This is a genomic window from Formosa sp. Hel3_A1_48, assembly GCF_001735715.1.
Lineage (GTDB): Bacteria > Bacteroidota > Bacteroidia > Flavobacteriales > Flavobacteriaceae > UBA3537.
In genome coordinates, this window is sequence record NZ_CP017259.1 from 872,904 (window position 1) to 896,574 (window position 23,671).

A 23,671-nucleotide genomic window follows, 5' to 3' on the forward strand; every position below is an offset into this window, starting at 1 on the left:
ATGAGTATAGTTTCTGCCAAAGAAATTGCAAAAGCGATTAAGCTTGACGGCTATGGATTTTTAGGCACATTTTGTGGATGGATTCTGATGAAAGTTCTCAAAATATCGACCATCAATAGAATCTACAACCGCAACAAACACTTGTCTGATCTTGATTTTTTAAATGCACTTTTGAATGATTTTCAAATCAAATTTGACATTCCAGAAGAAGACCTTAAACGCTTACCTAAAGACGGTGCCTATGTGACTATTTCCAACCACCCGTTGGGTGGAATTGATGGTATTTTGTTACTAAAGCTGATGCTGGAAGAGCGTAAAGATTTTAAAATTATCGCAAACTTCATATTGCATAGAATAGAACCCTTGATTCCCTACATTATGCCCGTAAATCCGTTCGAAAATCGAAAAGATGTGCGATCTAGTGTTGTGGGATTCAAAAATGCCTTGACGCATTTGAAAGAAGGGCACCCCCTTGGAATTTTTCCAGCAGGAGAAGTGTCAACGTACCGCGATGGAAAACTATTGGTAGACAGGCCCTGGGAAGCAGCCGCAATGAAACTGGTTAAAAAAGCAGAAGTCCCTGTTGTGCCTATTTATTTTCATGCGAAAAACAGCCCCTTATTTTACCGCCTATCAAAAATAAGTGATACCCTAAGAACAGCAAAATTACCTTCCGAATTGCTCACACAAAAACACAGAGTCATTAGGGTGCGTATAGGACGACCTATCTCTGTAAAAGAACAACAGCAACAGCAAACTTTAGAAGAATTTTCGAATTTTATCCGCAAAAAAACATACATGCTTTCGAATGTATTTGAACGGCCAAAAATTTTAAAAAATATTTCCTTGAACATTAAAATCAAAAAACCGCCAAAAAAAATCATCACGCCTGTTGATCGTCTTCTGATGCGGTCTGAAGTAAAAGATTTACGCGCCAAAGATCATCGCCTATTGGAGAGCAAAAATTACGAGGTATACTTAGCTCCTGCTGCTAATATTCCCAATATTTTAAGAGAGATTGGCCGACTGCGCGAAATTACATTTCGAGAAATTGGTGAAGGGACCAACCGGGCGATTGATTTGGATAAATTTGACCGTTACTACCACCATCTGTTTTTGTGGGATAGAGAAGCGGAGTGCTTGGCTGGTGCTTATCGTATGGGGCTTGGCAGGGATGTGTATGAAGCCTATGGCATCAATGGGTTTTATCTTCAAGACTTGTTTCGATTTGAGCCCGAACTTCACAAAATGATGAGTCATTCTATAGAACTTGGTAGAGCGTTTATCATCAAGGAATACCAACAAAAACCCATGCCCTTATTTCTGCTTTGGAAAGGTATTGTGCATACTACCTTGCGCTTCCCAAACCACAAATACCTTATAGGAGGCGTAAGTATAAGTAACCGCTTTTCAAATTTTTCAAAATCGCTTATGATTGAATTTATGAAATCGCATTACTATGATCCTTATTTGGCGCAATATGTACACCCAAAAAAAGAATTTAAAGTGAAACTTAAAGACACCGATAAAGATTTTGTATTCGATGCTACAGAGGCCGATTTAAATAAGTTTGATAAAATCATCGATGAAATTGAACCTGGTGCATTGCGCCTTCCTGTATTACTTAAAAAATACATCAAACAAAATGCACGGCTTATTGCCTTCAATGTAGATCCGCTTTTTAACGATGCGATAGATGGGTTAATGTACATCCGCATTTCTGATCTACCTGATAGTACGGTACGCCCAGTCATGGAAGAATTTCAAGCGGAACTGGAGGGTAAGTTTGACCCTCAAGCTGAGCGAGAGTAACTGAATTCAACAGAACTATACTTGATGAAAAATCTCCTGAACTTTAGCTACAATCGTTTGGGCTAATTTTCGGTGGCTTTCTGCGGTCCAGCCCGCAACATGTGGAGACAATAGTACTTGTTTGAATTGCATCAAATCCTTTAGAGCTTGGGGTATATTGTCTTCATTAAATAAGTTTTCAAAGGAGCTTTTTTCATATTCTAATACATCCAATCCTGCACCTAAAATGTGTCCAGTTTCTAAAGCTGCCACTAAATCTTTGGTAACTACACTTTTACCTCGAGCGGTATTAATGAGCCAAAAAGGATGCGTAAATTTTTGAATAAATTCTCTATTGATCATCCCTATTGTACGTGTGGTTTGTGGGGTATGTAAACTCACAACTTCTACCTTCTTTTGAAATTCTTCCAGCGCAACTTGTTTCGCATTATCATCACCAATATTGGATTTTATATCATAACACAAAACCTCAACTTCAAATCCTTTCAACTTTTTAGCAAAAGCTTTGCCCATATGCCCGTAACCTATAATTCCAATGGTTTTGCCGTCCAACTCTACACCCCTATTAGCTTCGCGCTGCCACAGCCCTTGGCGTACTTCTTTATCGGCTTGATTTAATTTATTAAATAAAGACAATAACATTCCTAATGCATGCTCGCCTACAGCATTGCGATTGCCTTCTGGTGCTGCAATCAAATGAATGCCTTTTTGAGCGGCATAGTCCACATCAATATTTTCTAAACCAGCCCCTACTCGTCCTATGAATTTCAAATTTATAGCTTGGTCTAAAAAAGATTTATCAATAGAAAAACGACTTCTTATCACAAGGCCTTCATATTGGGCAATTTTGTTCTGGATCTGGGCTTTTGTACTCATAAGATCCTCATGATTTACATGACCAAGAGTGGCCAATTGTTCAATCAGTAACGGATGGTTGGTATCCACATGAAGGATATTCATGTTAAATATTTAAAATGAATTTAGCGATGATGAAATAAATCAAAATACCAAAAATATCATTGCTGGTAGTGATAAAAGGACCGGTAGCAATTGCTGGATCGATACCCCTTTTGTGTAAAAACAAAGGAATAAAAGTCCCTACAATTCCGGCAACAATTATGACAGCTACCAATGAAACCGATACTGCCAATGCAGTTTGAATATCTTGTTGCCATGCCCAAATAAAAGCAAAAAGAAATAGGGCTAAGACAATACCATTGAGAGCGGCCAATAGCATCTCTTTGATTAATCTATTGTTGACACTCCCTTTGATGTCGTCATTGGCTAAACCTTGAACGATGATAGCACTCGACTGCACCCCTACATTACCAGCCATTGCGGCAATAAGTGGAGTGAATAATAAAATAAGAGGATAATCTTCAATTATAGTATCAAAAGTCCCCATTATTACAGCGGCTCCAACCCCGCCAATAAGACCCAAAAACAACCATGGTAAACGGGCCTTTGTGAGTGCAAAAATACTATCCTCTGCATCTACATCTTGTGTAATACCCGCCGCTAATTGGTAATCTTTTTCAGCTTCTTCTTTGATAACATCTACAATATCGTCGATGGTGATGCGGCCCAACAAGGTTTTTTTGTCATCGACTACTGGAACAGCTTCCAAATCGTACTTGGCCATTAGACGCGCCACATCCTCATCATCATCGTGTACATGAACAGAATCAACTTTTGGTATATATATAGCACTTATTTTTGTTTCATTTTTGGCAATCAACAAATCTTTTAGGGATAATCTTCCAATAAGTTTTTCTTCTTTGGTTACCACATAGATAGAATGTACTCTTTTAACATTTTCGGCTTGTGCACGAATTTTTCTAAGACAACCCGCAACAGTCCAAGTTTCATAAACCTTGACTAGTTCCTTCGCCATCAGACCACCAGCAGTGTTTTCATCATACTCGAGGAGCTCATTGATGTCTGCGACCAATTCTTTGTCGTCAATTTGCGCAATAACTTTTTGTTTACGCTCAGGGGACAGCTCAGACAGTAAATCTGCAGCGTCATCGGTATCTAATTCCTTAACTTCCTCAGCAATTTCCTTTACGGAAAGATTTTGAAGTACCTTCTCACGAACGTCTTCTTCTAGTTCTGCAAGTACATCAGAAGTTGTTTCACTATCCAATAACTTGATGATATAAGTGGCTTGATCTAGAGTTAAATCGTCTAAAATTTCGGCAATATCGGCATAGTGCAACTCATTGAATTGCTCTTGAAGTGGCCCATCATTTCTATTTTTGATGTCCAATTCAATAGCTGCCAATAAAGCTGCTGTAATCTCAAAAGGGATATGCTCTTTAGACGTTTCCACGCTTATTCAATTTTATGATCCATTTCTATTGCTGTTGTCAATTCTATGAATGCATCAACAGACAACTGCTCTGGTCGTTTGCCAAAGATAGTATTTGCTTTTAAATTTTCCGACAAATTAAACCCTTTTAAACTATTTCTCAGCGTTTTACGGCGTTGTTGAAAAGCACTTTTTACTACCGAAAAGAATAGTTTTTCACCACACGGAAGCTCAAAATCTTGTTTTCGTGTAAGGCGAAGAACTCCTGAATCTACTTTTGGTGGCGGATTGAAAACAGATGGCGGGACTGTAAATAGATATTCTGCATCATAAAAAGCTTGTACTAAAACCGATAAAATACCATAGGCCTTACTTCCACCCTTATCACAAATTCGCCGTGCAACTTCCTTTTGAAACATCCCTGAAAACTCCGGAATTTGAGATCGGTTTTCCAGCATTTTAAATACGATTTGAGATGAAATATTGTAGGGGAAATTTCCAATGATGGCAAAGGATTTATCGACAAAAACTTTAGAAAAATCATACTTTAATACATCTTCTTGAATAATGTGGTCAGAGAGCTGTAGGTAGTGCGCTTGAAGGTAAGAAGCCGATTCTTCATCAATTTCAATCACATAAGTTGTTATAGGCTTCTCCAATAAGTACTTAGTCAAAACACCCATGCCTGGGCCTATTTCCAATACATTATCATAGCCTTTGAGCGTAAGCGTATCCGCTATGCTTCGAGCAACAGATTCATCATTTAAAAAATGTTGTCCTAAATGCTTTTTTGGTTTTACGCTCATCAGTCTTTGGTTACTTTAAATTCGTCCACCAATTCAAGTTCAGTGCGAAAAGCCAGCATTTTATTTCCAAAACGCTTCATCCCATCGGCTTGCAACTGGTTGGCATATTCTTTATAATACTGCGTCAATGTGCTTTTGGAATAAGCATAGTATTGCACAGAATAAGTTGTTCCGCCCATCTCTTCCTCAACCAATACTTTTGTAAATAAAGCTTTTGAAAATAAGCCTGTGGCAAGCACTTGAGGAATGTGATCTTTCATCCATTTTAGCCATTCAGAATGAACTGAATCTTCTATGTTGATGGTAACATTGTAAATGATCATAAATCTATAGTTGTTTGCTTTTGGTATTTAGCCCTTAAGCTTCGGTAATGTTTATTGGAGTCTACAAAATGAATACTATCCGGGTGATTAAATATAATTTTTTCGTAATACGGCATTGCTTTTTCATCTTGACTGAGTTTAATTCGAAGTAGTTGGGCCATTGCATAAAGGGCATCATCAATTAAAATTTCAGAGGAAAAATCAGTGATAATTTTCAGATAATTTTCAGAGGCATTTGAGAATTGGTTGTTTTGTTCAAACAATTTTGCTTGAAACAATAAAGCCTGATCAACAATGGCGTGGGTACTGTGATCTTGGATTAATCTATTGAGTACCTCAATAGCCTCTATTTTTTTATTTTGGTGATTCAACAAGTCTGCCTTAGCGTATTGGCGTAGAGGCGACTGCAAACTGTCGCCAAATTTGTGATCAGTAATCAAAAGCTTGAGTTCAAGTGCATCGTTGGCAATAAGCTGTGAGGTCGAAGATTTTAGAACCTTTAATTGGGATTCAGCCCATTCAAAATCTCCTGAATAGTAGCTTGCCTTTGCAGATTTGAAACGGGCTTCTTGAGCCAAAGGGCTGTTTCTGAGGGTGGTATAAACTTGAGCGTAATACAGAAGAGCTTTGTTGAACTGCTCATCGATTATAAGAACATCAGCCAATTTTAATTTGATGCGCCCCAACTCATTCGCAGACAGCTGAGTATTGATTGCAGTCTTTAAAAAACTAATTGCCTCAGGGTAATTATGAAGATAGAAAGCCAAAAAGTGAGCATAAGACAATTGCAGTGTTAGCGTTTCTGAGGACTGGCCGTAAATTTCAAATAGGTTATTGTACTTTGACTGAATTTGGTTTAAATCCTGGGGGCTAGACTGGATTAATTCAAGTTCGATTAACTGCCTATGCGTTTCAATCGTAAGTTTACTATCCTGAGCATTTTGAATAATAAAATTAAAAGCATCAACAGTAACATCATAGACTTGATCTGATTTTGCTCTAAAGCCCACATTGATTACCCCTTGCAGACTGCTTGGGTTACGTCTAAAGATGGACTTTTCTTGCAGTAGTGCCTTTTGGTAATCTTTTTGCTGAGTGTACAACCAACTCAACATTTGACTCCAAAAAATAGATGGCGAGGTGTGCAGTTTCTTCAGAAGGATTTTTCTTAATATTTGGTTGTATTCAGCATCTGGGTTTTCTGAAATATAATCGCCGAATAAACGGTATACTTGAGAAAGAAAAGTGGGGTTGTTTTCAGTAAAATTCAAATAACTCAAAAACATGTTTTGAACATCTTTTTTCTGTGCATACAAGCCCGCAAGACGGTATTCGTAACTCGTGTTGTTAGTTTGATTTATTGCCAATTTATAAACTTCAATGGCCTCGTCAACAAGACTGTGCTCTTCGAATCGAAGTGCTATGGAGTAACAGTAAGCTGGAGTAGCTTTTGCAATAGCAATGGCTTTTTTAAAGTATACACTAGCTTGTTCTAATTTATTTTGTAACTGAAAATTATAGCCCATTTCCACAAGCATCTGAGGATTGTTTCTAAGACTCAGTTGATGATTTATGAATGCATCTGCTTCTTCAAAATGCTGTAATTCTTGTTGTACTTCTATTATTCTAAAAGCAAAATTTGAGTTTGATGGCGCTTCCTTATGGAGTTTTTGATAGATAAAAAGTGCTTTTTCAAACTCGCCTTTGTCATAGTAATTTTCGGCCAAATCAAAATCTGTTTGGGCACATAAAAGCAGATTAAACATTCCAAAAAACAAACAAATAAATAGCTTCATCTCAGCATTTTGGTAAAGATAGTAAATGTCCAGACAAGAATTGAAACTGATTTAGTCTATTCGGTCAAAGCCGGTGTAGGGGCGTAAAACTTCAGGGATTTCGATGCCTAATTCGGTTTGATAATTTTCCAGTATACCTGCCAAAACGCGTGGCAAAGCCAAGGCACTACCGTTTAGGGTATGTGCCAATTGAGTTTTCCCCTCAGCATTTTTAAAACGTAATTTTAAGCGGTTAGCCTGGAAGGTTTCAAAATTCGACACAGAAGAGATTTCGAGCCATCGATCCTGAGCTGTAGAAAACACTTCAAAATCGTAAGTCAGTGCAGACGTGAAGCCCAAATCACCCGAACACAGTCTTAAAATTCTGTAAGGTAATTTCAATTCTTCAAGAATTCCTTTCACGTGTTCTACCATGGCATCGAGCGCATTGTAAGAATTTTTTGGATGCTCCACACGAAGTATTTCAACTTTATCAAATTGATGCAATCGATTCAACCCTCGTACATGTGCGCCATAACTCCCTGCTTCTCTTCGGAAACAAGGGGTATACGTTGTGAGTTGCTTGGGTAAATCATTTTCTTGTAAAAGCTGGTCTCTAAAAATATTTGTAGCAGGAACTTCACCCGTTGGAATAAGGTACAAATCGTCTGCAGAGACATAATACATTTGTCCTTCTTTGTCTGGAAGCTGACCAGTACCTAATCCCGATGCTTCATTTACAAGATGGGGTACTTGTACTTCATTGTATCCGGCTGCGGTGTTTTTATCCAGAAAATAATTGATAAGTGCACGTTGTAAACGAGCTCCTTTTCCTTTGTAAACAGGGAATCCTGCTCCAGCAATCTTATTGCCCAACTCGAAATCTATGATGTCATATTTTTTAGCCAATTCCCAATGGGGTTGGGCGTTTTTATGCAATTCTGGTACTGAACCATTTCGAAACACTTCTAGGTTATCATCTTCAGAGTCACCCTCAGGTACAGAGGCATGCGGTAGGTTTGGAATTTGATACAATAGTTGTTGCAATTCATCAGCAGTAGCGTTCAAAGACTCGGTGAGTTTCACTTTTTGATCTTTGAGATCTGCAGTTTTTTGCTTAAGTAAATTCGCTTTTTCGACCTGTCCCGATTTAAAAAACTGACCAATCTCTTTGGAAAGTGTGTTCAGCTCTGCGGCTGTGGCGTCCAATTGTGTTTGGGTTGTTCGACGAGAAAGATCTAAAGCCAAGAGCTGTTCAACACTATCTCCAGCATGATCAATGCGTTTCGATAGACGTTCGACAACTTCTGCTTTGTTTTCTCTAATGAATGCAACTTGTAACATGTAGCGTACTTTTATTTGACAAATTTAATCAATTGAATCAAAAGTGAATTAGATTTTTAACAATAAATCGATGCGTTGTTGAGCCAATGCTTTGTCTTTTTCCAACTGTACTTTCAGCGCTTCAATATTGGGGAATTTGATTTCACTGCGCAGGTGTTCCAAAAGTTCAATCTTTAAAGTTTTAGTGTACAGATTTGCATCAAGATTGAAGAAATGAACTTCAATATGGGTTTTGTTGTCTTGAGAAACGGTGGGGTTTTTCCCAATATTCATCATACCATAAACGAGTTGATTTTCGATTTTAGATTGCACCAAATAAACGCCTTGTTTGGGAATAAGCTTATAGGGTTCTTCGATAAATATATTTGCAGTTGGAAAACTCAGATTTGCCCCCAAGCCTTTGCCTTTTACAACTGTCCCTGTTAACATAAAATTGTAGCCTAAAAAATCATTTGCAACGCGCATATTACCCTCACGCAAAGCCGCCCTTATTTTGGTTGAACTTACGGCTACATCACCCACTTCTTGCGCATCAATTTGAGTGACTTCAAATCCGTAAAATTTACCGAATTCAATTAAGTCTTCAATTGTTGCTGTTCGGTTTCTGCCAAAATGATGATCATAACCCACAATAATGTGTTTTACTTTAAGCTTATTGACTAAGACATCGCGCACATATTCTAAAGCTGAAAGTCTTGAAAAAGTTTTAGTGAATTCTTTGAGCACCAAATGGTCCACTCCAAGTTGTTGCAATTGGGCTGCTTTTTCGTCAATTGTATTGATGAGTTTGATGCTTGAATCCTTTTGTACCACCATACGTGGATGGGGAAAAAAGGTAAGTACTAGCGCCTGAAGCTTATTGGTTTCAGCAATATGAACAAGACGATTTATGATTTTTTGATGTCCAACATGTACGCCATCAAACGTTCCGATGGTCACAACAGAATTTTTAATGCGTTTGTAATCGGCTGCTGTTTTAATTTTCAAAATAGTATCGTGGCTTTAAATGACGAAGATAAAAAAAGTAATGCGGATGGGGTTTATTTGCACTTAACTTTATGTCCCATTAAATTGATTCATAGTGGTGTTGACCCCTGCCATACCAAAACTGATAATGGCTTCTGATGTGCGCTGAAGTCGTTCGTCTAGTTTGGATGATTCTTCGTCGGACCATGCTCCAAGAACATAATCGACTTGTCTCCCTTTTGAAAACTCATCGCTAATTCCAAAACGCAGCCTGTTGTATTGAGCAGTATTGAGTTTGTCCTGAATATCTTTAAGGCCATTATGTCCACCTGCAGATCCTTTAGTTTTTAGACGAAGTGTTCCAAATGGGAGATTTAAATCGTCGGTAATAACGAGCAGGTTTTCCAGTGGTATATTTTCTTTTTCAAGCCAATATTTTACAGCTTTACCACTTAAATTCATGAAGGTATTAGGCTTAAGTAGAAGAAAAGTTCGACCCTTAAATTTATGGCTCGCCAGAGTTCCTAATTTTCGGATTTCGAATTCCAATGCATTTATTTTTGCTAAATGGTTTAATACTTTAAATCCGATATTGTGGCGCGTATGCACATAATCTGCTCCAATATTTCCCAAACCTACTATTAAAAATTTCTTGGCCATTGAATGCGTTGCTTGTTGCTGTTTTTTAAATTTGAATAACCACTTGAACATGTGTAAAAATAAAAAAAGCATTCTGAATTTCGTCAGAATGCTTTTATATTTAATTTAAAGGAGGTGAAATTTAGGCCTCTGTTGTTGCGGCACCTTCAGCACCACCTTCAGCTGCAGCTCCTTCTGCTCCTTCTGCTCCTTCTTCGTCTTCATCGTCTTCAATATCGACTGAAACTCTAGATTGCTTGATTTGACACACAACAGTATTGTCTGTATGCAAAAATTTAAACCCATCGTTTTCAAGTTCAGAAACATATACTTTATTTCCAATCTTTAGCTTAGAAATATCAACAACGATATTGTCTGGCAAATTTGTTGGTAAAGCTTTAATTCTTAGTTTTCGACGGTTTCTTCTCAATACGCCACCAGCGCGTACGCCAACAGAATTTCCAGTCAAAACTACAGGAATATCCATTGCAATTTCTTTATCATCAAAAAGTTGATAAAAATCGATGTGCAAGATGTTTTCTGTTACAGGATGAAATTGAATATCCTGAAGTACAGCATTGTAAGAAGTATCTCCTAAGGCAATCACAACTGTATGCGCATTTGGTGTGTATACAAGTTTAGAGAATGCCAATTCTGCTGCTGAGAAATGTACTGGCTGATCTCCTCCGTATAATACGCAAGGAACCTGTCCAGCATTACGCAAGGCTTTTGTTGCTTTTTTGCCCACGCTTTCTCTTTTCGATCCATTGATTGTAATTGATTTCATTTATATTAATTTAAGTGTTTACATTATAAATTTTGAGCTAATTGACTCGTTTTGATGCACTTTATGCATCACATCTGCAAATAAATCTGCACATGATAATACTCTTATTTTGGCGCTTTTTTGTGTTGTTGGTATGGAGTCTGTGACAATAAGCTCTTCGAGTTTGGAATCTTCCAAACGTTGATATGCTGAACCCGATAATATAGGGTGTGTACAAATGGCACGTACGCTTTTTGCACCGCGTTCGATCATTAGATCTGCAGCCTTGGTGAGTGTTCCGGCCGTATCGACCATATCATCGACAAGGACAACATTTTTACCAGTAACATCGCCTATAAGCTCCATGTGTGAAATGACGTTGGCTTTTGCGCGTTGCTTATAGCAAATTACCACATCGCTCTCTAGCGCTTTGGAGTAGGCATAGGCTCTTTTGGAACCACCCATGTCAGGGGATGCAATCGTTAGATTGTCTAAATTTAGGGACCTTAAATAAGGCAAAAATATAGTTGAAGCAAATAGGTGATCAACAGGTCTTTCAAAAAATCCTTGTATTTGATCAGCATGCAAATCCATTGTAATGATGCGGGTAGCGCCAGCTGTTTCGAGCATTTTGGCGACTAGTTTGGCTGCAATTGGCACTCTAGGTTTATCTTTTCGATCCTGACGGGCCCATCCAAAATACGGGATTACCGCTGTGATGTGTCGTGCAGACGCACGTTTTGCAGCATCCAACATCAACAAAAGTTCCATTAAATTTTCTGGTCCTGGATTTGTTGAGGCTATCACAAAAATTCGTGTCCCACGAATGGATTCTTCGTATGAGGGCTGAAATTCACCATCGCTATACGTCGAAGTAATCACATTCCCCAGATCTTCACCAAAAGCTTTGGCTATGCGTTCTCCAAGTACCTTGGAGTTGGTGCAGGCGAAAATTTTGGGCTGTAAAGTGGGCTTAGACATTTTATTGTGCTGTTTTTGAATGATTTACGATGTTTATTTTTATCGAGTGGCAAATTTATGAATTTATTTGAACTGTAAAAGCATAAAACCAACTATTTTGTATTTGAATAAAGAATAAATTTTATAGATTTGCAATCCAAAATTTAGCTCAAGTGGCGGAATTGGTAGACGCGCTGGATTCAAAATCCAGTTTCTTCGGAAGTGTGGGTTCGATTCCCACCTTGAGTACTTTAACAAGACCGCAGCAAACTTATTATCAGTTAGTTACGGTTTTTTTATGTTCTTTTTTGTACGAATTTTGTACGAATTAGTGTTTTTTAGGGTTTATTTACAATGCTATTTTTTCAACTTGTTTCTTTGTGTTTAGAACTATCACCACCTACTAAATTTCAAAATCTTATTCAGTCCTTATTAATTCTTAATCCTTTTGTTAATTTTTTGATTATTTCTCTTTATTTTGTTAAATATTTGTTAAATTTATAGGATCAACAAAAAATACAAACAAAATGAAAAATTATTTAAATACTGTTTTAGATTTTCCTAAAACTGTTAATGAAATTCTTCCAAAGAATAATTTCAACGAATTGGTAGACAATTCTGAAAAATCCATTTATGAGTGGATTGGCCAAGTTTTTAGAGTAATGGCTTTGGTGTTCTTAGTTTTTATGCTAATTAATGTAATTGGTGATGGACTTAAATACCTTGTTAATGGAGCTAATAATTTTAATGAAAGTTATGTAGAAAAAATTGAAAACAAAGGTACCGAGGATGAGTATGATGCATCTTACTTCACGATTACACTGCTGAATCCTGATTCAACCGATGATGACGATGAAAAAGAGCTAAGACAAGAAGCTATGGCTTTAGCGAATTCTACATTTGGGTACAAACTTGATTTTGAGGGCGATGATTATGATGCTGAGGAACTAATATTCTCTGTTGGCCAAGAAAGTGATGATCCTGGGTTTTTAGGAATTATAGCTAATATCTTAATGACACTATTACTTTCATATGCTTCTTTTCCTATATCTCAAGTCATATCAAATGCTGGAAATACAGTTGCTAAAGCTGACAACGATATGATAAAATTTCTTTTTAAAGATCTAGTTCTTATTATTGTTCGAACAGCAGGATATATTTTAGGTTTAATTTTACTTTTTTCGGCTTTTGCTGGAATTATTTCATTTGTTTTTGGCGAATCGTTATTTATCCCTGACATGCCGTTTACAGAAACACTTGTAGAAATTTTATTAATTCCGATAACAGTTCTGGACAGCCTTCTCGGGATTGTTTTGGATGAAGGCTTCATACTAGGCACCGAATTTGTTAATGAAACATTGAATCTAATTAATGTACCAAACACCTTTGCAGTTGATAGTTGGTCACTTGACGGGGTAGGAACATTATTGTCTATGTTTGCAAGTGTTTTGGTAGTATTCATTATTTTGTTTATTGCATTGCCAATATGGGAGTTTATTTATGGTTTAATTTCCACATTAATTAAGTGGATAAAAGGACCATATATCCCTCATAAAGCTCTTTAAATGAAATAAACTCTTAACAAGAACTATTGTTTTTTTTAGAACATTGCTCAATTATGCATACAATTTATCCCCAAGAATAATTTATTGTTTTTGGGGATATTATTTTAATTTGGTGTTCAGGTATTTAACCAATGAAAAAAATAACATTGCTATTATTTATTACTGCATTATTTCAAATTAATGCTCAAAATAAATACTTAAAAAAAATGGGGGGGGGGTGATGGGAAATTATTTTATATTCTACAGAAAGAAAAAAATTGACTTTTCCAAATCTTTTACAATTCAATATGTTGCTAAATTAAAGGACGAAATGTCTTTAGTTGCTGAAATGACTCGTGATGACATAATTAATTATCTCGAAGGCAAATCTGAAATAATGGATTTAGTTAAAAAAGACGGTGATTGGGTGTGTGTTTCTGACTATTTGATTTTTATAACCAATACAGGGGTTAAAATTATAAAGGGCAATGAAGATGTATTACACGTATTCATCAAAAACCCTATGAAATTTTGGAGAAAAAGAGCAAAAGAATATACATCTATGAGATTGTCTCTTCCTCACATATTAGAAAGGTCAAGTGAGGAAATAATAAATGTATACTAAGCTCAATGATTTGAGTTTTTTATAGGTTTCTGTAAACGCTCTAAGCTTTTGAAGGTCTTTCAAGAAAAAGTTCGATAATTGGTCTACGTTGTGTACGATTTATTCTCAAAAATATTTCATTTACCATTAATTAGCCTTACGACTAAATAGCGCCTAACCATTATCCAAATCGATTAAAAATTCTACTAGATTTTGCTCGCGTTTGAGGTTCAATTTTTTTCTTAGCCTATAACGAGCAAGCTCAACACCCCGAGTAGTAATATTTAAAAGCTTTGAAATCTCTTTAGAACTCATATTCATTCTAAGAAAAGCCGCTAATTTTATTTCTCTAGGTGACAGCCTTATATTACTCCTCGATAATTTTTCTAAATAATTGCCGTGTACCTGATCAAAATGATATGCAAACTGATCCCAAGAATCGTTATCCGATAACTCCTGATCTATAGTTTTGATTAAACGTTTTAACTCTTGACTAGAGCTTCCTAGGTTTAAAGTACCTGCTATCTTGTCTTGTATATTTTTGATGAACTCTTTATTTTTTAGAAATTGCATCGTGATAGATGTCAACTGTTCGTTCTTTAGGTCAAGCTCTGTTTGTAACTTTTCGGTTTGTAGTTTGTCAATCTCTTTATTCTTAATTTTAAGTTCTTTTTCTTTTTCTTTTGTGATAAATGAAGTTTCTATTTTGTGTCTTCTTTGTTGAATTAACGGGATCAAAACAAATCCCAAAACTCCAATCCCAAAATATGCGAGCCTGGCAGCTTTAGTTGCGTACCAAGGTGCTAGAACCTTAAATGAGAAACTGGATGTTTTGCTCTCTATACCATATATGTTGAGCGCTTTAACTTCAAAAGTGTATTGCCCATAGGGCAAGTGCTCATAGCCTTTCTCATTCAGTGGCGACCACTTGGACCAATCCTCGTCTAATGGCGTTAATTTATAGCTGTATTGTAAGTCTTCAAAACCATCAAAGTAAGGAGATACATAACTTATTTTGAGGTTTTGTTCTGAGTGTAATTCTAAAGATTTTGATAGAGATGGGGTAATGATTGCTGTTGAGTCTTCACTTTGTGTAATTTCAATAGATCTCACAAGTACAGAAAAATCTTTAGTTATTTGATGGTCCTTTAAAGGATTGTAATGGATAAACCCTTCTTTTGCTCCCACTAAAATATTCTGATCATCAAGAATAGATATATTTTGGAGGTCATCATTTATTAATTTATTGATATGCTTAAAGACTTGAGTTTCTTTTTGGAACTCACCATAACTCTTTTGTTTAAGAACCCCAAGTTCTTGATCTTGAATGTAATAAATAGAGTTATCTGCGCTGGACACAAGTTGACTAACATGCGTTTTACCCAACATTTTATCAAAAAATAAATTCGAAGAAAATTTTAAAGAATCCGTATTAAAATCAAATATTCCATGCTCAGAGGTAAAGATTAATTTCCCATTCAACATATAAGAACTAATTAAAATGTTAGACGGAAACCCACTATGTTTACCAAAGTGTTGCACTTTATTTTTGAGTTCCAAGTTGTTGTCTAATTGTACCTTGTATGCGCCTTTATAGCCGTGGGTCATCCAAAGGGTAGAGTCGTTTTCAAACTTTAAAATTCTCGATGACTCTGTTAGGTTGGGAATTTCACCAACCCGATTCCATTTGCCATCTAGTCTTTTAAAATACCGTATCCCTTGATAGTCGCCCCCTAAAATAAGGTTAGGATCTGTTGTTTTAATAAATTTCCAACTTCCAATATCATGAAATTTATCTAACCCCTTATCCTTGATTACAAAAGCACCTTGATGATGATTTAGAATAAGTTCATTATCAATCTGTGAAAAATCATATACTTGCCCCTCACTCCCCCGGATAAATTCATATTTACGGGTTTTTCTAGGTTCTTGTGCAAAATTTTGCAAAAAAACGCCATTACTTGTTCCTAAATAAACGGATTCATTAAAATTATGGGCTGCATATCCTGTACCCTCAACCCCTACTTCTTCATTTAGTAATGAAAAAGGCAAACTCATTTTTAAATAATCAATACCGTTATTTAGGGCAATCCATAAATTATTAAAAGTATCTTCATAAACAGATTTTACAGTTCGATCCGATAATCCATTATTTTTTGTAAAGTGATGTTTTACGGAAAAGTTAGAATTGAGAATAAATAACCCATTATTTTGAGTGCCTATGGCATAATCGCCATTGTTTAGTCTGATTCCTGAGTTTATAGAGCCAAATTCTTTAGAATAATCTTTAAAAGGTTTCTTAAAGTTACCAGATTTGTATAAGATTCCGGTTTTACTAAAATAAAGATCATCAACCCCATTTTCTAATACCGCAACGATTTCCGGTAATAATTTAGTTCCAATGATGGGTTCAAATTTGCCATTGACAAATTCAAATAATCCTTCTTCATAAAATTGAGCTATGATCTTATTCCTATGTTTGAACGATGCTTGTAAAAAACCTGGTGACTCTAATTCTTTTATTTCATCACCATTATAAACTAAAAGTTTACTTTCTGTATTAAAATATATATTCTTGTTGATTTCGATAATATTCCAGATTTCGGAGAATGACTTCAGATCAGGTCTAAGATTGTCGACTAAGGAGGTAAATTTTAGTCCGTTTTGGGTATTTTTGAAATAACCGATTTGATTTTGGCCTCCTACAAAAATCCGATGTTGATTATCGATTTTAACTGCTCGAATTTTTGTTGATAAAGGCACTTTGAATTTATGCCACTGACTGCCATCAAATTTCAAAAGACCTTCGTTATTGGCGACGTACAATATGCCATCGGAGTCTTGATCAAACCTCCAATTTTGAATACTTCCACTGTAGTCTTTGGAGTCAAAATGAGATTTAAGAGGGATTTTACTCAAATTAAATGAATCATTCGTCTGAGAAAAGGTTTCACAAACAAATAAAATTAGTAAACAAAAATTTAAAGCTCGAATAGGCATACTGTGAGTTTTATTTTAAAATCTAATGTATTAAAAAAAAACAACATACAGATTAAATTAAATTTTATGAGAATTTTTGATGAGTTATATTTAACAGCGTAGCGAGTTTTTGATGAGGTGTTTTCTCTAATTATAAATATAAATGATTCTACATTTGAGGCATTATTAATTTATTTAATGTACGTGTTGCAATTAACTAGCCAGTTAAACTTCTGTAACATGTAATTTAACCACAATACATAAAAAAATTATCATGAAAAAAATTACTTTATTATTAATCTTAGGTTTGATGGCCACTTTTGGGTTTGCTCAAAACCTTATTACAAACGGAACGTTTGATGATGCTTCGGGTTGGACCGTAGTTAATCAATATGGAACGGACAGTACAAATGGATCTGTTGAAATCTCAGGAGGTCAAGCAACAATTGAAAAAATAGACGCTAGCGACGGCGGTTGGATTCATATGGGTCTCTATACGAGTGTAACCTTAACTGCTGGTTTTTATCAATTCGATATGGATATGACTTTTGGTGGTATCAATTCAATATGGGGAGAAGTTTACATTGGTGCAACTGAACCAGTTCAAAACGTTGAATATAGTGGTGATTTACAAGTACTTAAAGCTTATAATGCTTGGGATTGTACACAAACCTACTCTGGCTCAGCTGTTGCCTTTGGATGTGATGATAGCAGTCCAGGGAATTTTCAAATTACTGCAGATGGAACATATTATTTATTGTTTAGAACAGGTGGCGGAACATTTGGTGATAACGGTATAGTTTTAGACAATTGGTCATTAGTTGCTGACGCAGCACAACCAGTTGCAAATTTTTCTGAATCAACGTCCGAATCCAATCTTGAGGCAACTTTTACTAACACGTCTACAGATGCAACAAGTTACTCCTGGGATTTTGGTGATGGCAATGTATCTGCCGACGAAAACCCGGTTCATTCATATACTTTTAAAGGACAGTATATTGTTACTTTAACAGCTACGAGTTCTGAAGGTTCTAACGTGTTCAGCAAAGAGATTTTTGTTGGTGCAGTCTCTACTCCTATTTCTGAGTTTAATTTCGATTTTAGCTCACCAACACCTCTTAGAAATGAGAGACTTATTGATTATAGTGAAGCTAATGGCGTTGCAACAGCTACAGGTGTAAATGACGATTGGTGGTCTCAAATAAAATATCTGCATAATGCTGGAATTGATTTATCTGGAGAAGATAGAGGGATTGCAGTAAAAGTTAAAGGACCGAGAACATCACAACTTACTATAAAAATTGAAAGTAATGGTCCGGAGCATAGTGTGACAGCTGATTATACAACTCCAAATTCTTGGCAAACACTTCTATTTGATTTTTCTAGTTTTAACTCTACCAACAACACCAAAATAGCTTTGTTTTTTGACATTCAAACTAATTTTGATGATACGGTTGACCCTAACCTTAACGTTTTTCAAGTTGACGACTATGTATTTGGCGAGTTTGCCTCGCTTGGGGTAAACGATTTAAAAATGAATGAAGCTACTGTGTATCCAAACCCAACAACCAATTTTTGGAATATTTCTACAAATAATATTCAGATTAATTCTGTAGATGTTTTTGATATTCTTGGAAAACGAGTGATTTCATTACAACCTAATACAATGTCAACAACAATTGACGCAACAAATTTAACACCTGGAGTCTATATCAGTAAAATCCGTACCGAATTAGGAATAGAAACTAAAAAATTAATCAAACACTAAACCAACGATTTTTTTTAATAAATATCCCTGGCTTAAAGTCTTAAGCTGGGGATTAATTTAGATTCTAAAGAACAGGAAACACTTCGTTTTTAAGCTAACAACCAAACTATAAAACAAGCATGCAAAATACAGGTCACCCAAGAAGATGACTTTAAGCTAACAGCATGTGGACTTTTAAACATTAATAAATATGAACCACATGAAAACAAGATTCTTAAATTGTTTCAAAAAACTTAAGAGAACAAATCTGCTGACATTAGTATTTATACTATGTGTAAGCAATGGTTTGGCTCAAAACTTAGTTTCTGGAAATGTCTCTGATGAGGTGACAAAACAACCCATTCCAGGTGTGACAATACTTATCAAAGACTCCATTAAAGGAACAACTACAGATTTTGATGGAAACTTCACAATTGAAGTCTCAACAACTGATATTCTTGTAGTTTCATACTTAGGATACCTTACTCAGGAAATAGAAGTAAATGACACATTAGATTTTACACTACTGCTCCGAGAGGATACAAGTGAACTAGATGAGGTTATCGTAGTTGGTTATGGGACGAAATCTAAGCAAAAAATAATCTCAGCAGTCTCCATTGTAGATGAGGAAGCGCTTAAGGCATTACCCGTCGCTACGGTAAGTAATGGTTTAGAGGGATTGGCTTCAGGTTTATTTGTGAGGCAAACTTCTGGGGAACCAGGGTTTAGCAATTCTTCATTTGAAGTTAGAAACTTTGGTAATGCTTTGGTAATTGTTGATGGTGCCCCAGGCGATATAAACCAACTTGAAGCAAATGAAATCGAAAGTATATCCGTACTGAAAGATGCAGCAGCAGCTGCGGTTTATGGTGTGCAAGGGGGTAATGGTGTGGTTCTCATCACAACTAAAAAAGGAAGGTATGGAAAACCGCAATTAACGTATAGCAACCAATTTACATACACATCTCTAACGTCTTATCCTGATTTTCTGACCTCTGCACAATACGGCGAAGTTTTAAACGAAGGCTTTAGAAATTCTAATCAAGCTCCATTTTATACTGAGGATGAAATTGAATTATTTCGATCTGGAGCAGATCCAATTAATTATCCAAACACAGATTGGAAAAGTATGGTCATAAAAGACTGGGGCTTTCAACAACGTCACAATTTAAACCTTACAGGAGGTACAGAAAAAGTGAACTATTTTGTTTCTGCAGGTTATCTTGACCAAGGGTCGAATTACAACGCCGATGTCTTATCGTATCAACAATACAATTTGCGTTCTAATCTTAATGCAAAGGTTACAGAGAACGTGCAATTAACATTTAATCTGGCCGCTCGTAGAAAGATGAATGAAGCACCAGCCTATTCTGCCTATGATATTTTTAGAGAATTAAGTAGAGCACTTCCAACAGACTTAGCGTACTACCCTGATGGAACACCAGCTAAACCAAGTGTGAGTCCGAATCATATTGCTGAAGGAATAAAAGATTTTAACGCGGGCTATTATCGAAGAAAAAACAATAATTTCGATGCTAAACTCTCCTTAAAATGGGACATCAACCAGGTGCCTGGTTTGAGTTTAAAAACCTACGCCTCTCTTATATATGACACTTCATTTCAAAAAGATTGGGGGAAGACCTATAACCTTTACACTCTAAACAGACAAACAGGAAATTATGACATATTCCGTGCCACTCCAGAAGGGTCCTTTAGTGATACTGTACTAGAACAAGGCACCAGCTATAGCAATCAATACGTTTTACAAGAATCCATTACTTACGACAAAAAGCTTGGAGACCACAGTATTTCGGCATTGGCATTAATGGAGGTTCAAAAATCTCAAGGAGAAAATTTTAGTGGAAGACGACAAGATTTTCAGTCCACACTAATCGATCAGCTTTTTGCAGGTTCTCTAGAAAATCAAGGTGCTGATGGAGGTGAATATCGTGAAAATCGTATGGGCTTTGTAGGACGATTAAGCTACGACTATAAATCAAAATATTTCTTTGAATCTACCATAAGACATGACGGGTCTTCACGTTTTGCTCCCGGGAAAGAATGGGGGACATTTCCTTCTGTTTCACTAGGATGGAGACTGTCTAATGAAAAGTTTTTCGAGCCTTTAAAAAATACAATTTCTGACTTCAAGCTAAGAGGGTCAGTAGGAACAGCTGGGTATGACGGAACTGCTGCATACCAATGGTTAAGTGGTTTTAATTATAATTTTTTCTGGATCCCTGGTGATGCTGCGGTTCCAACTATTGATAACACTGCACTGGCAAACGTTGATCTTACATGGGAAACAAACACCACATATGATATTGGTTTTGATGCTGCATTATTTAAAAATGAGCTTACAGTATCATTTGACTACTTTTTTAGAAAACGAGAAGATGTAATTGCGAGAGCCAGCTCCAGTATTCCAAGTACATTAGGAGTTGCTGTAGCAGACCAAAACTTATATGAATTTTCGAATCAGGGTTTTGAATTTTCCTTAAACTACAAAAAGCAAATAAACGACAACCTTAAGGTTAATGCCTTATTAAACTTTTCAAAATCAAGAGAAAAGGCGGTATTTATTGACGAAGCATTTCAAGAAGATCCATTTATGAGAGATAACCTGACTGTAACAGGAGGTTATACAAACCTGAGAAGAGGTTATATTTCGGAGGGGCTTTTCCAAAATCAAGATCAAATTGATCAATGGGCAGTCCAAGACGGTAATGGAAACGCCACTTTGCAACCTGGAGATATAAGGTATAAAGATTTAAATGGTGACAACATCATTGATGTTAAAGATCAAAAAGTCTTTGGTGTAGGCGATAAACCAGCTATTAATTACTCGTTAAACCTAGGTGCTGAATACAAAAACTTTTCATTATCTGTATTATTAACAGGCGCTGCTGGTTACGATATTTATCTAGATGGTGAGGCACAAAGCCCATTGCGAAATGGATTTAACGGCTACAGTTATCAACTCGACTATTGGACACCACAAAATACTGGAGCTACCTTCCCAAGAGTATCTGATGGTGGATTTAACGACAACAACTACAAATACTCTGATTTTTGGTTAAGGAATGGAAAACATCTCAGATTCAAAAATATCAACTTGAGTTACACCCTGCCAAAATTCAAAAACAATGCAGGTTTTGAAAAAATGACGGTATTTGTAACAGGTTATAACTTATTTGTTATTAAAGATTACAAAGAAGAATTTGATCCACAAAATACTTCCTCGGTAGGCTGGTATTATCCACAAACAAAATCCATAACATTTGGTGTAAACATAACACTATAAAAAAATTACTATGAAACGTATAAATATAATTTTTGCGCTATTCGCACTCACATTCATTACTTGCGATGATGACTTTTTGAACGAACCGCCATTAGATCGTATCACTGAAAATGATGTCTGGAATGACAAAGCTCTAATGGATACATATTTCTTTAAAATTTATGACCGAATGCCTTGGGACTATTTGGAAAGTTTCTGGGATGTAGGTGGCTGTCAAAGGGATGGGATTTCTGATTTAGCTAGAGGCACCTATACTTGGACAGCATTATTAAACCAATACAGACCTGGGATTTGGGGTACCGCAAATAACACCTGGCCTCTAGATTGGTGGGGCTATGATATAATTTGGAAAATCAATTACTCTATTGAAAATTTAGAACAGATTCCCAGCTCTGTACTCACAACTGAAGAACGTAACAACCGACTCGGAGAAATGCACTTTCTAAGAGCTTACTGTTATTTTGCTTTAGTAAAACGCTACGGAGGTGTCCCAATTATTCTCGTTCCTCAAAATCCAGACACTACCCCGCAAGAAGAATTATTTCCAAGCAGAAACACTGAAAAACAGGTGTATGACCAAATTTTATCAGATGCACAATCAGCCTTTGATTTACTACCAAATAGATGGGTGACTCAAAATGGAAGAGCTTCAAAATGGGCCGCTAAATCTTTAGAATCTAGAGCCGCATTATACGCAGGGAGTATTGCAAAATACGGTACAGTTCAGCTTGATGGAGTGATAGGAATCCCTGCTTCAGCTGCAGATGCCTACTACCAAATATCTTTAAGTGCTTCACAAACTGTTATTGCTGAAGGAGGGTATTCACTCTTTAATCAATATTCTGATCCCGCAACCAATTATGCCAATTTATTTCTCGATGAAACAGATGATGAAGCCATTTTTACAAAAATTTGGATTCCATTTGAAAAAGGTCATGAGTATGATTTACATAATGTACCTTTTAGTTATCGATTAGATTGGGGAGCAAGTATGTCGCCAACAAAACAACTCGTTGACAGTTATGAAGTACTGAGCACAGGAAAGTTGCCAAATGAAGTGGGTTCTGGATATGACGAAACGAATCCATGGGAAAATCGTGACCCTCGTCTAAAGGGAACCATACTAACCAATAATGACATATTTCAAGGAGAGCCAGTAGAAATATGGTATGGCACAGAAACTGGCGGAACTATCGATACCGGAAGTGGTACTGGAATTGGTAAGGATGGACTTAATATCCACCCCGATGCCACAAAAACTGGATTTTATGTACGAAAATACTTAGAAGATGGTGATTCACCTCTTTTTGTACCACAATATTATTCAGGTCAAGATTGTCTTATTTTTAGGCTAGGGGAAACATATTTAAATGCCGCAGAAGCCGCAATGGAATTGGGAATAGAAACGTCTGCAAGAGACTATATTGAAGTAATAAGAACCCGAGCAGGCTTGCAACAAAACTTGCGTTTAGAACCATATTCAGGTACCGAATTAAGAGATCGAATTCGTAATGAAAGAAAATTAGAGCTTGCATTTGAGGATCACCGCTATTGGGATGTGAGAAGATGGCGTATTGCAACAGAAGCTTTGAGTATTCAGGTTGAGGGCGTCAGAACACTAAGACATGTTGATCTTGCTGGAAATGAAACATTTACCTATGAAACTTTTGATGCAGAGGCATTGCCAATGAATTTTGATCAACGCCATTATTACCTCCCTATAGGTCAAAACAGAATAAATAACAATTCAAACCTTATAGAAAACGTAGGGTACTAAATTCCAAATAGATA

General features: G+C 36.3%; 17 protein-coding genes and 1 tRNA gene. 7 read left to right on the forward strand and 11 right to left on the reverse strand.

From position 1 onward, the window contains the following. Positions 1–1,812: a GNAT family N-acyltransferase gene (locus tag FORMA_RS03990; RefSeq protein ID WP_069674439.1), complete on the forward strand. Its 1,812-nt coding sequence runs from the start codon at positions 1–3 to the stop codon at positions 1,810–1,812. A 15-nt stretch (positions 1,813–1,827) separates the two neighbouring features. Here the strand turns inward: FORMA_RS03990 and FORMA_RS03995 are convergent, their stop codons facing one another. From FORMA_RS03995 to FORMA_RS04040, 10 genes are all read right to left on the reverse strand, one after another. Next, positions 1,828–2,772, reverse strand: a complete 945-nt coding sequence (locus FORMA_RS03995) for a 2-hydroxyacid dehydrogenase (protein ID WP_069674440.1) — start codon at positions 2,770–2,772, stop codon at positions 1,828–1,830. 1 nt (position 2,773) lies between these two features. Continuing rightward, the gene (gene mgtE, locus FORMA_RS04000) at positions 2,774–4,144 is read right to left on the reverse strand and encodes a magnesium transporter (protein WP_231925006.1); all 1,371 of its coding nucleotides are present in this window, start codon (positions 4,142–4,144) and stop codon (positions 2,774–2,776) included. Positions 4,145–4,146: 2 nt separating this feature from the next. Continuing rightward, the gene (gene rsmA, locus FORMA_RS04005; protein ID WP_442856324.1) at positions 4,147–4,932 is read right to left on the reverse strand and encodes a 16S rRNA (adenine(1518)-N(6)/adenine(1519)-N(6))-dimethyltransferase RsmA; all 786 of its coding nucleotides are present in this window, start codon (positions 4,930–4,932) and stop codon (positions 4,147–4,149) included. After that, positions 4,929–5,252, reverse strand: a complete 324-nt coding sequence (locus tag FORMA_RS04010; RefSeq protein ID WP_069674442.1) for a DUF4286 family protein — start codon at positions 5,250–5,252, stop codon at positions 4,929–4,931. The genes rsmA and FORMA_RS04010 overlap by 4 nt, the downstream gene beginning before the upstream one ends. Further along, a complete protein-coding gene (locus FORMA_RS04015) occupies positions 5,249–7,048 on the reverse strand; it encodes a tetratricopeptide repeat protein (RefSeq protein ID WP_069674443.1) in 1,800 nt (599 codons plus the stop codon). Before FORMA_RS04015 ends, FORMA_RS04010 begins: the two co-directional genes overlap by 4 nt. A gap of 51 nt (positions 7,049–7,099) precedes the next feature. Further along, positions 7,100–8,371 (reverse strand): serine--tRNA ligase, encoded by a 1,272-nt coding sequence (gene serS / locus FORMA_RS04020; RefSeq protein WP_069674444.1) that lies wholly within the window; start codon positions 8,369–8,371, stop codon positions 7,100–7,102. Between the two features lie 48 nt (positions 8,372–8,419). Then, positions 8,420–9,358 carry a bifunctional riboflavin kinase/FAD synthetase gene (locus tag FORMA_RS04025; RefSeq protein WP_335583344.1) on the reverse strand — a complete coding sequence of 313 codons (939 nt, stop codon included), beginning with the start codon at positions 9,356–9,358 and terminating at the stop codon, positions 8,420–8,422. Positions 9,359–9,427: 69 nt separating this feature from the next. Beyond that, entirely contained in the window at positions 9,428–10,048 is a 621-nt protein-coding gene (gene pth / locus FORMA_RS04030) for an aminoacyl-tRNA hydrolase (RefSeq protein WP_069674446.1), read from the reverse strand. Between the two features lie 70 nt (positions 10,049–10,118). Beyond that, complete coding sequence (locus tag FORMA_RS04035) at positions 10,119–10,763, reverse strand: 50S ribosomal protein L25/general stress protein Ctc (protein WP_069674447.1); 645 nt, start codon at positions 10,761–10,763, stop codon at positions 10,119–10,121. Between the two features lie 18 nt (positions 10,764–10,781). Next, positions 10,782–11,723 carry a ribose-phosphate pyrophosphokinase gene (locus FORMA_RS04040; RefSeq protein ID WP_069674448.1) on the reverse strand — a complete coding sequence of 314 codons (942 nt, stop codon included), beginning with the start codon at positions 11,721–11,723 and terminating at the stop codon, positions 10,782–10,784. Positions 11,724–11,869: 146 nt separating this feature from the next. Between FORMA_RS04040 and FORMA_RS04045 the strand changes: the two genes are divergently transcribed. From FORMA_RS04045 to FORMA_RS04055, 3 genes are all read left to right on the forward strand, one after another. Further along, positions 11,870–11,951: transfer RNA gene (locus FORMA_RS04045), tRNA-Leu, on the forward strand. Between the two features lie 278 nt (positions 11,952–12,229). Continuing rightward, on the forward strand, positions 12,230–13,267 hold the full coding sequence (locus tag FORMA_RS04050) for a hypothetical protein (RefSeq protein WP_069674449.1): 1,038 nt from the start codon (positions 12,230–12,232) through the stop codon (positions 13,265–13,267). Between the two features lie 220 nt (positions 13,268–13,487). Beyond that, positions 13,488–13,871: a hypothetical protein gene (locus FORMA_RS04055; protein WP_069674450.1), complete on the forward strand. Its 384-nt coding sequence runs from the start codon at positions 13,488–13,490 to the stop codon at positions 13,869–13,871. A 153-nt stretch (positions 13,872–14,024) separates the two neighbouring features. On the opposite strand, the gene FORMA_RS04060 is transcribed toward FORMA_RS04055, so the two are convergent. Then, positions 14,025–16,769 carry a triple tyrosine motif-containing protein gene (locus FORMA_RS04060; protein WP_197500779.1) on the reverse strand — a complete coding sequence of 915 codons (2,745 nt, stop codon included), beginning with the start codon at positions 16,767–16,769 and terminating at the stop codon, positions 14,025–14,027. 334 nt (positions 16,770–17,103) lie between these two features. Here FORMA_RS04060 and FORMA_RS04065 point away from each other — a divergent pair, with 334 nt between their 5' ends. From FORMA_RS04065 to FORMA_RS04075, 3 genes are all read left to right on the forward strand, one after another. Continuing rightward, a complete protein-coding gene (locus FORMA_RS04065) occupies positions 17,104–18,597 on the forward strand; it encodes a T9SS type A sorting domain-containing protein (protein WP_069674452.1) in 1,494 nt (497 codons plus the stop codon). A 199-nt stretch (positions 18,598–18,796) separates the two neighbouring features. Beyond that, complete coding sequence (locus tag FORMA_RS04070) at positions 18,797–21,880, forward strand: SusC/RagA family TonB-linked outer membrane protein (RefSeq protein WP_069674453.1); 3,084 nt, start codon at positions 18,797–18,799, stop codon at positions 21,878–21,880. A gap of 10 nt (positions 21,881–21,890) precedes the next feature. Beyond that, positions 21,891–23,657 (forward strand): RagB/SusD family nutrient uptake outer membrane protein, encoded by a 1,767-nt coding sequence (locus tag FORMA_RS04075; protein WP_069674454.1) that lies wholly within the window; start codon positions 21,891–21,893, stop codon positions 23,655–23,657. The last annotated feature ends 14 nt before the right edge of the window (positions 23,658–23,671 follow it).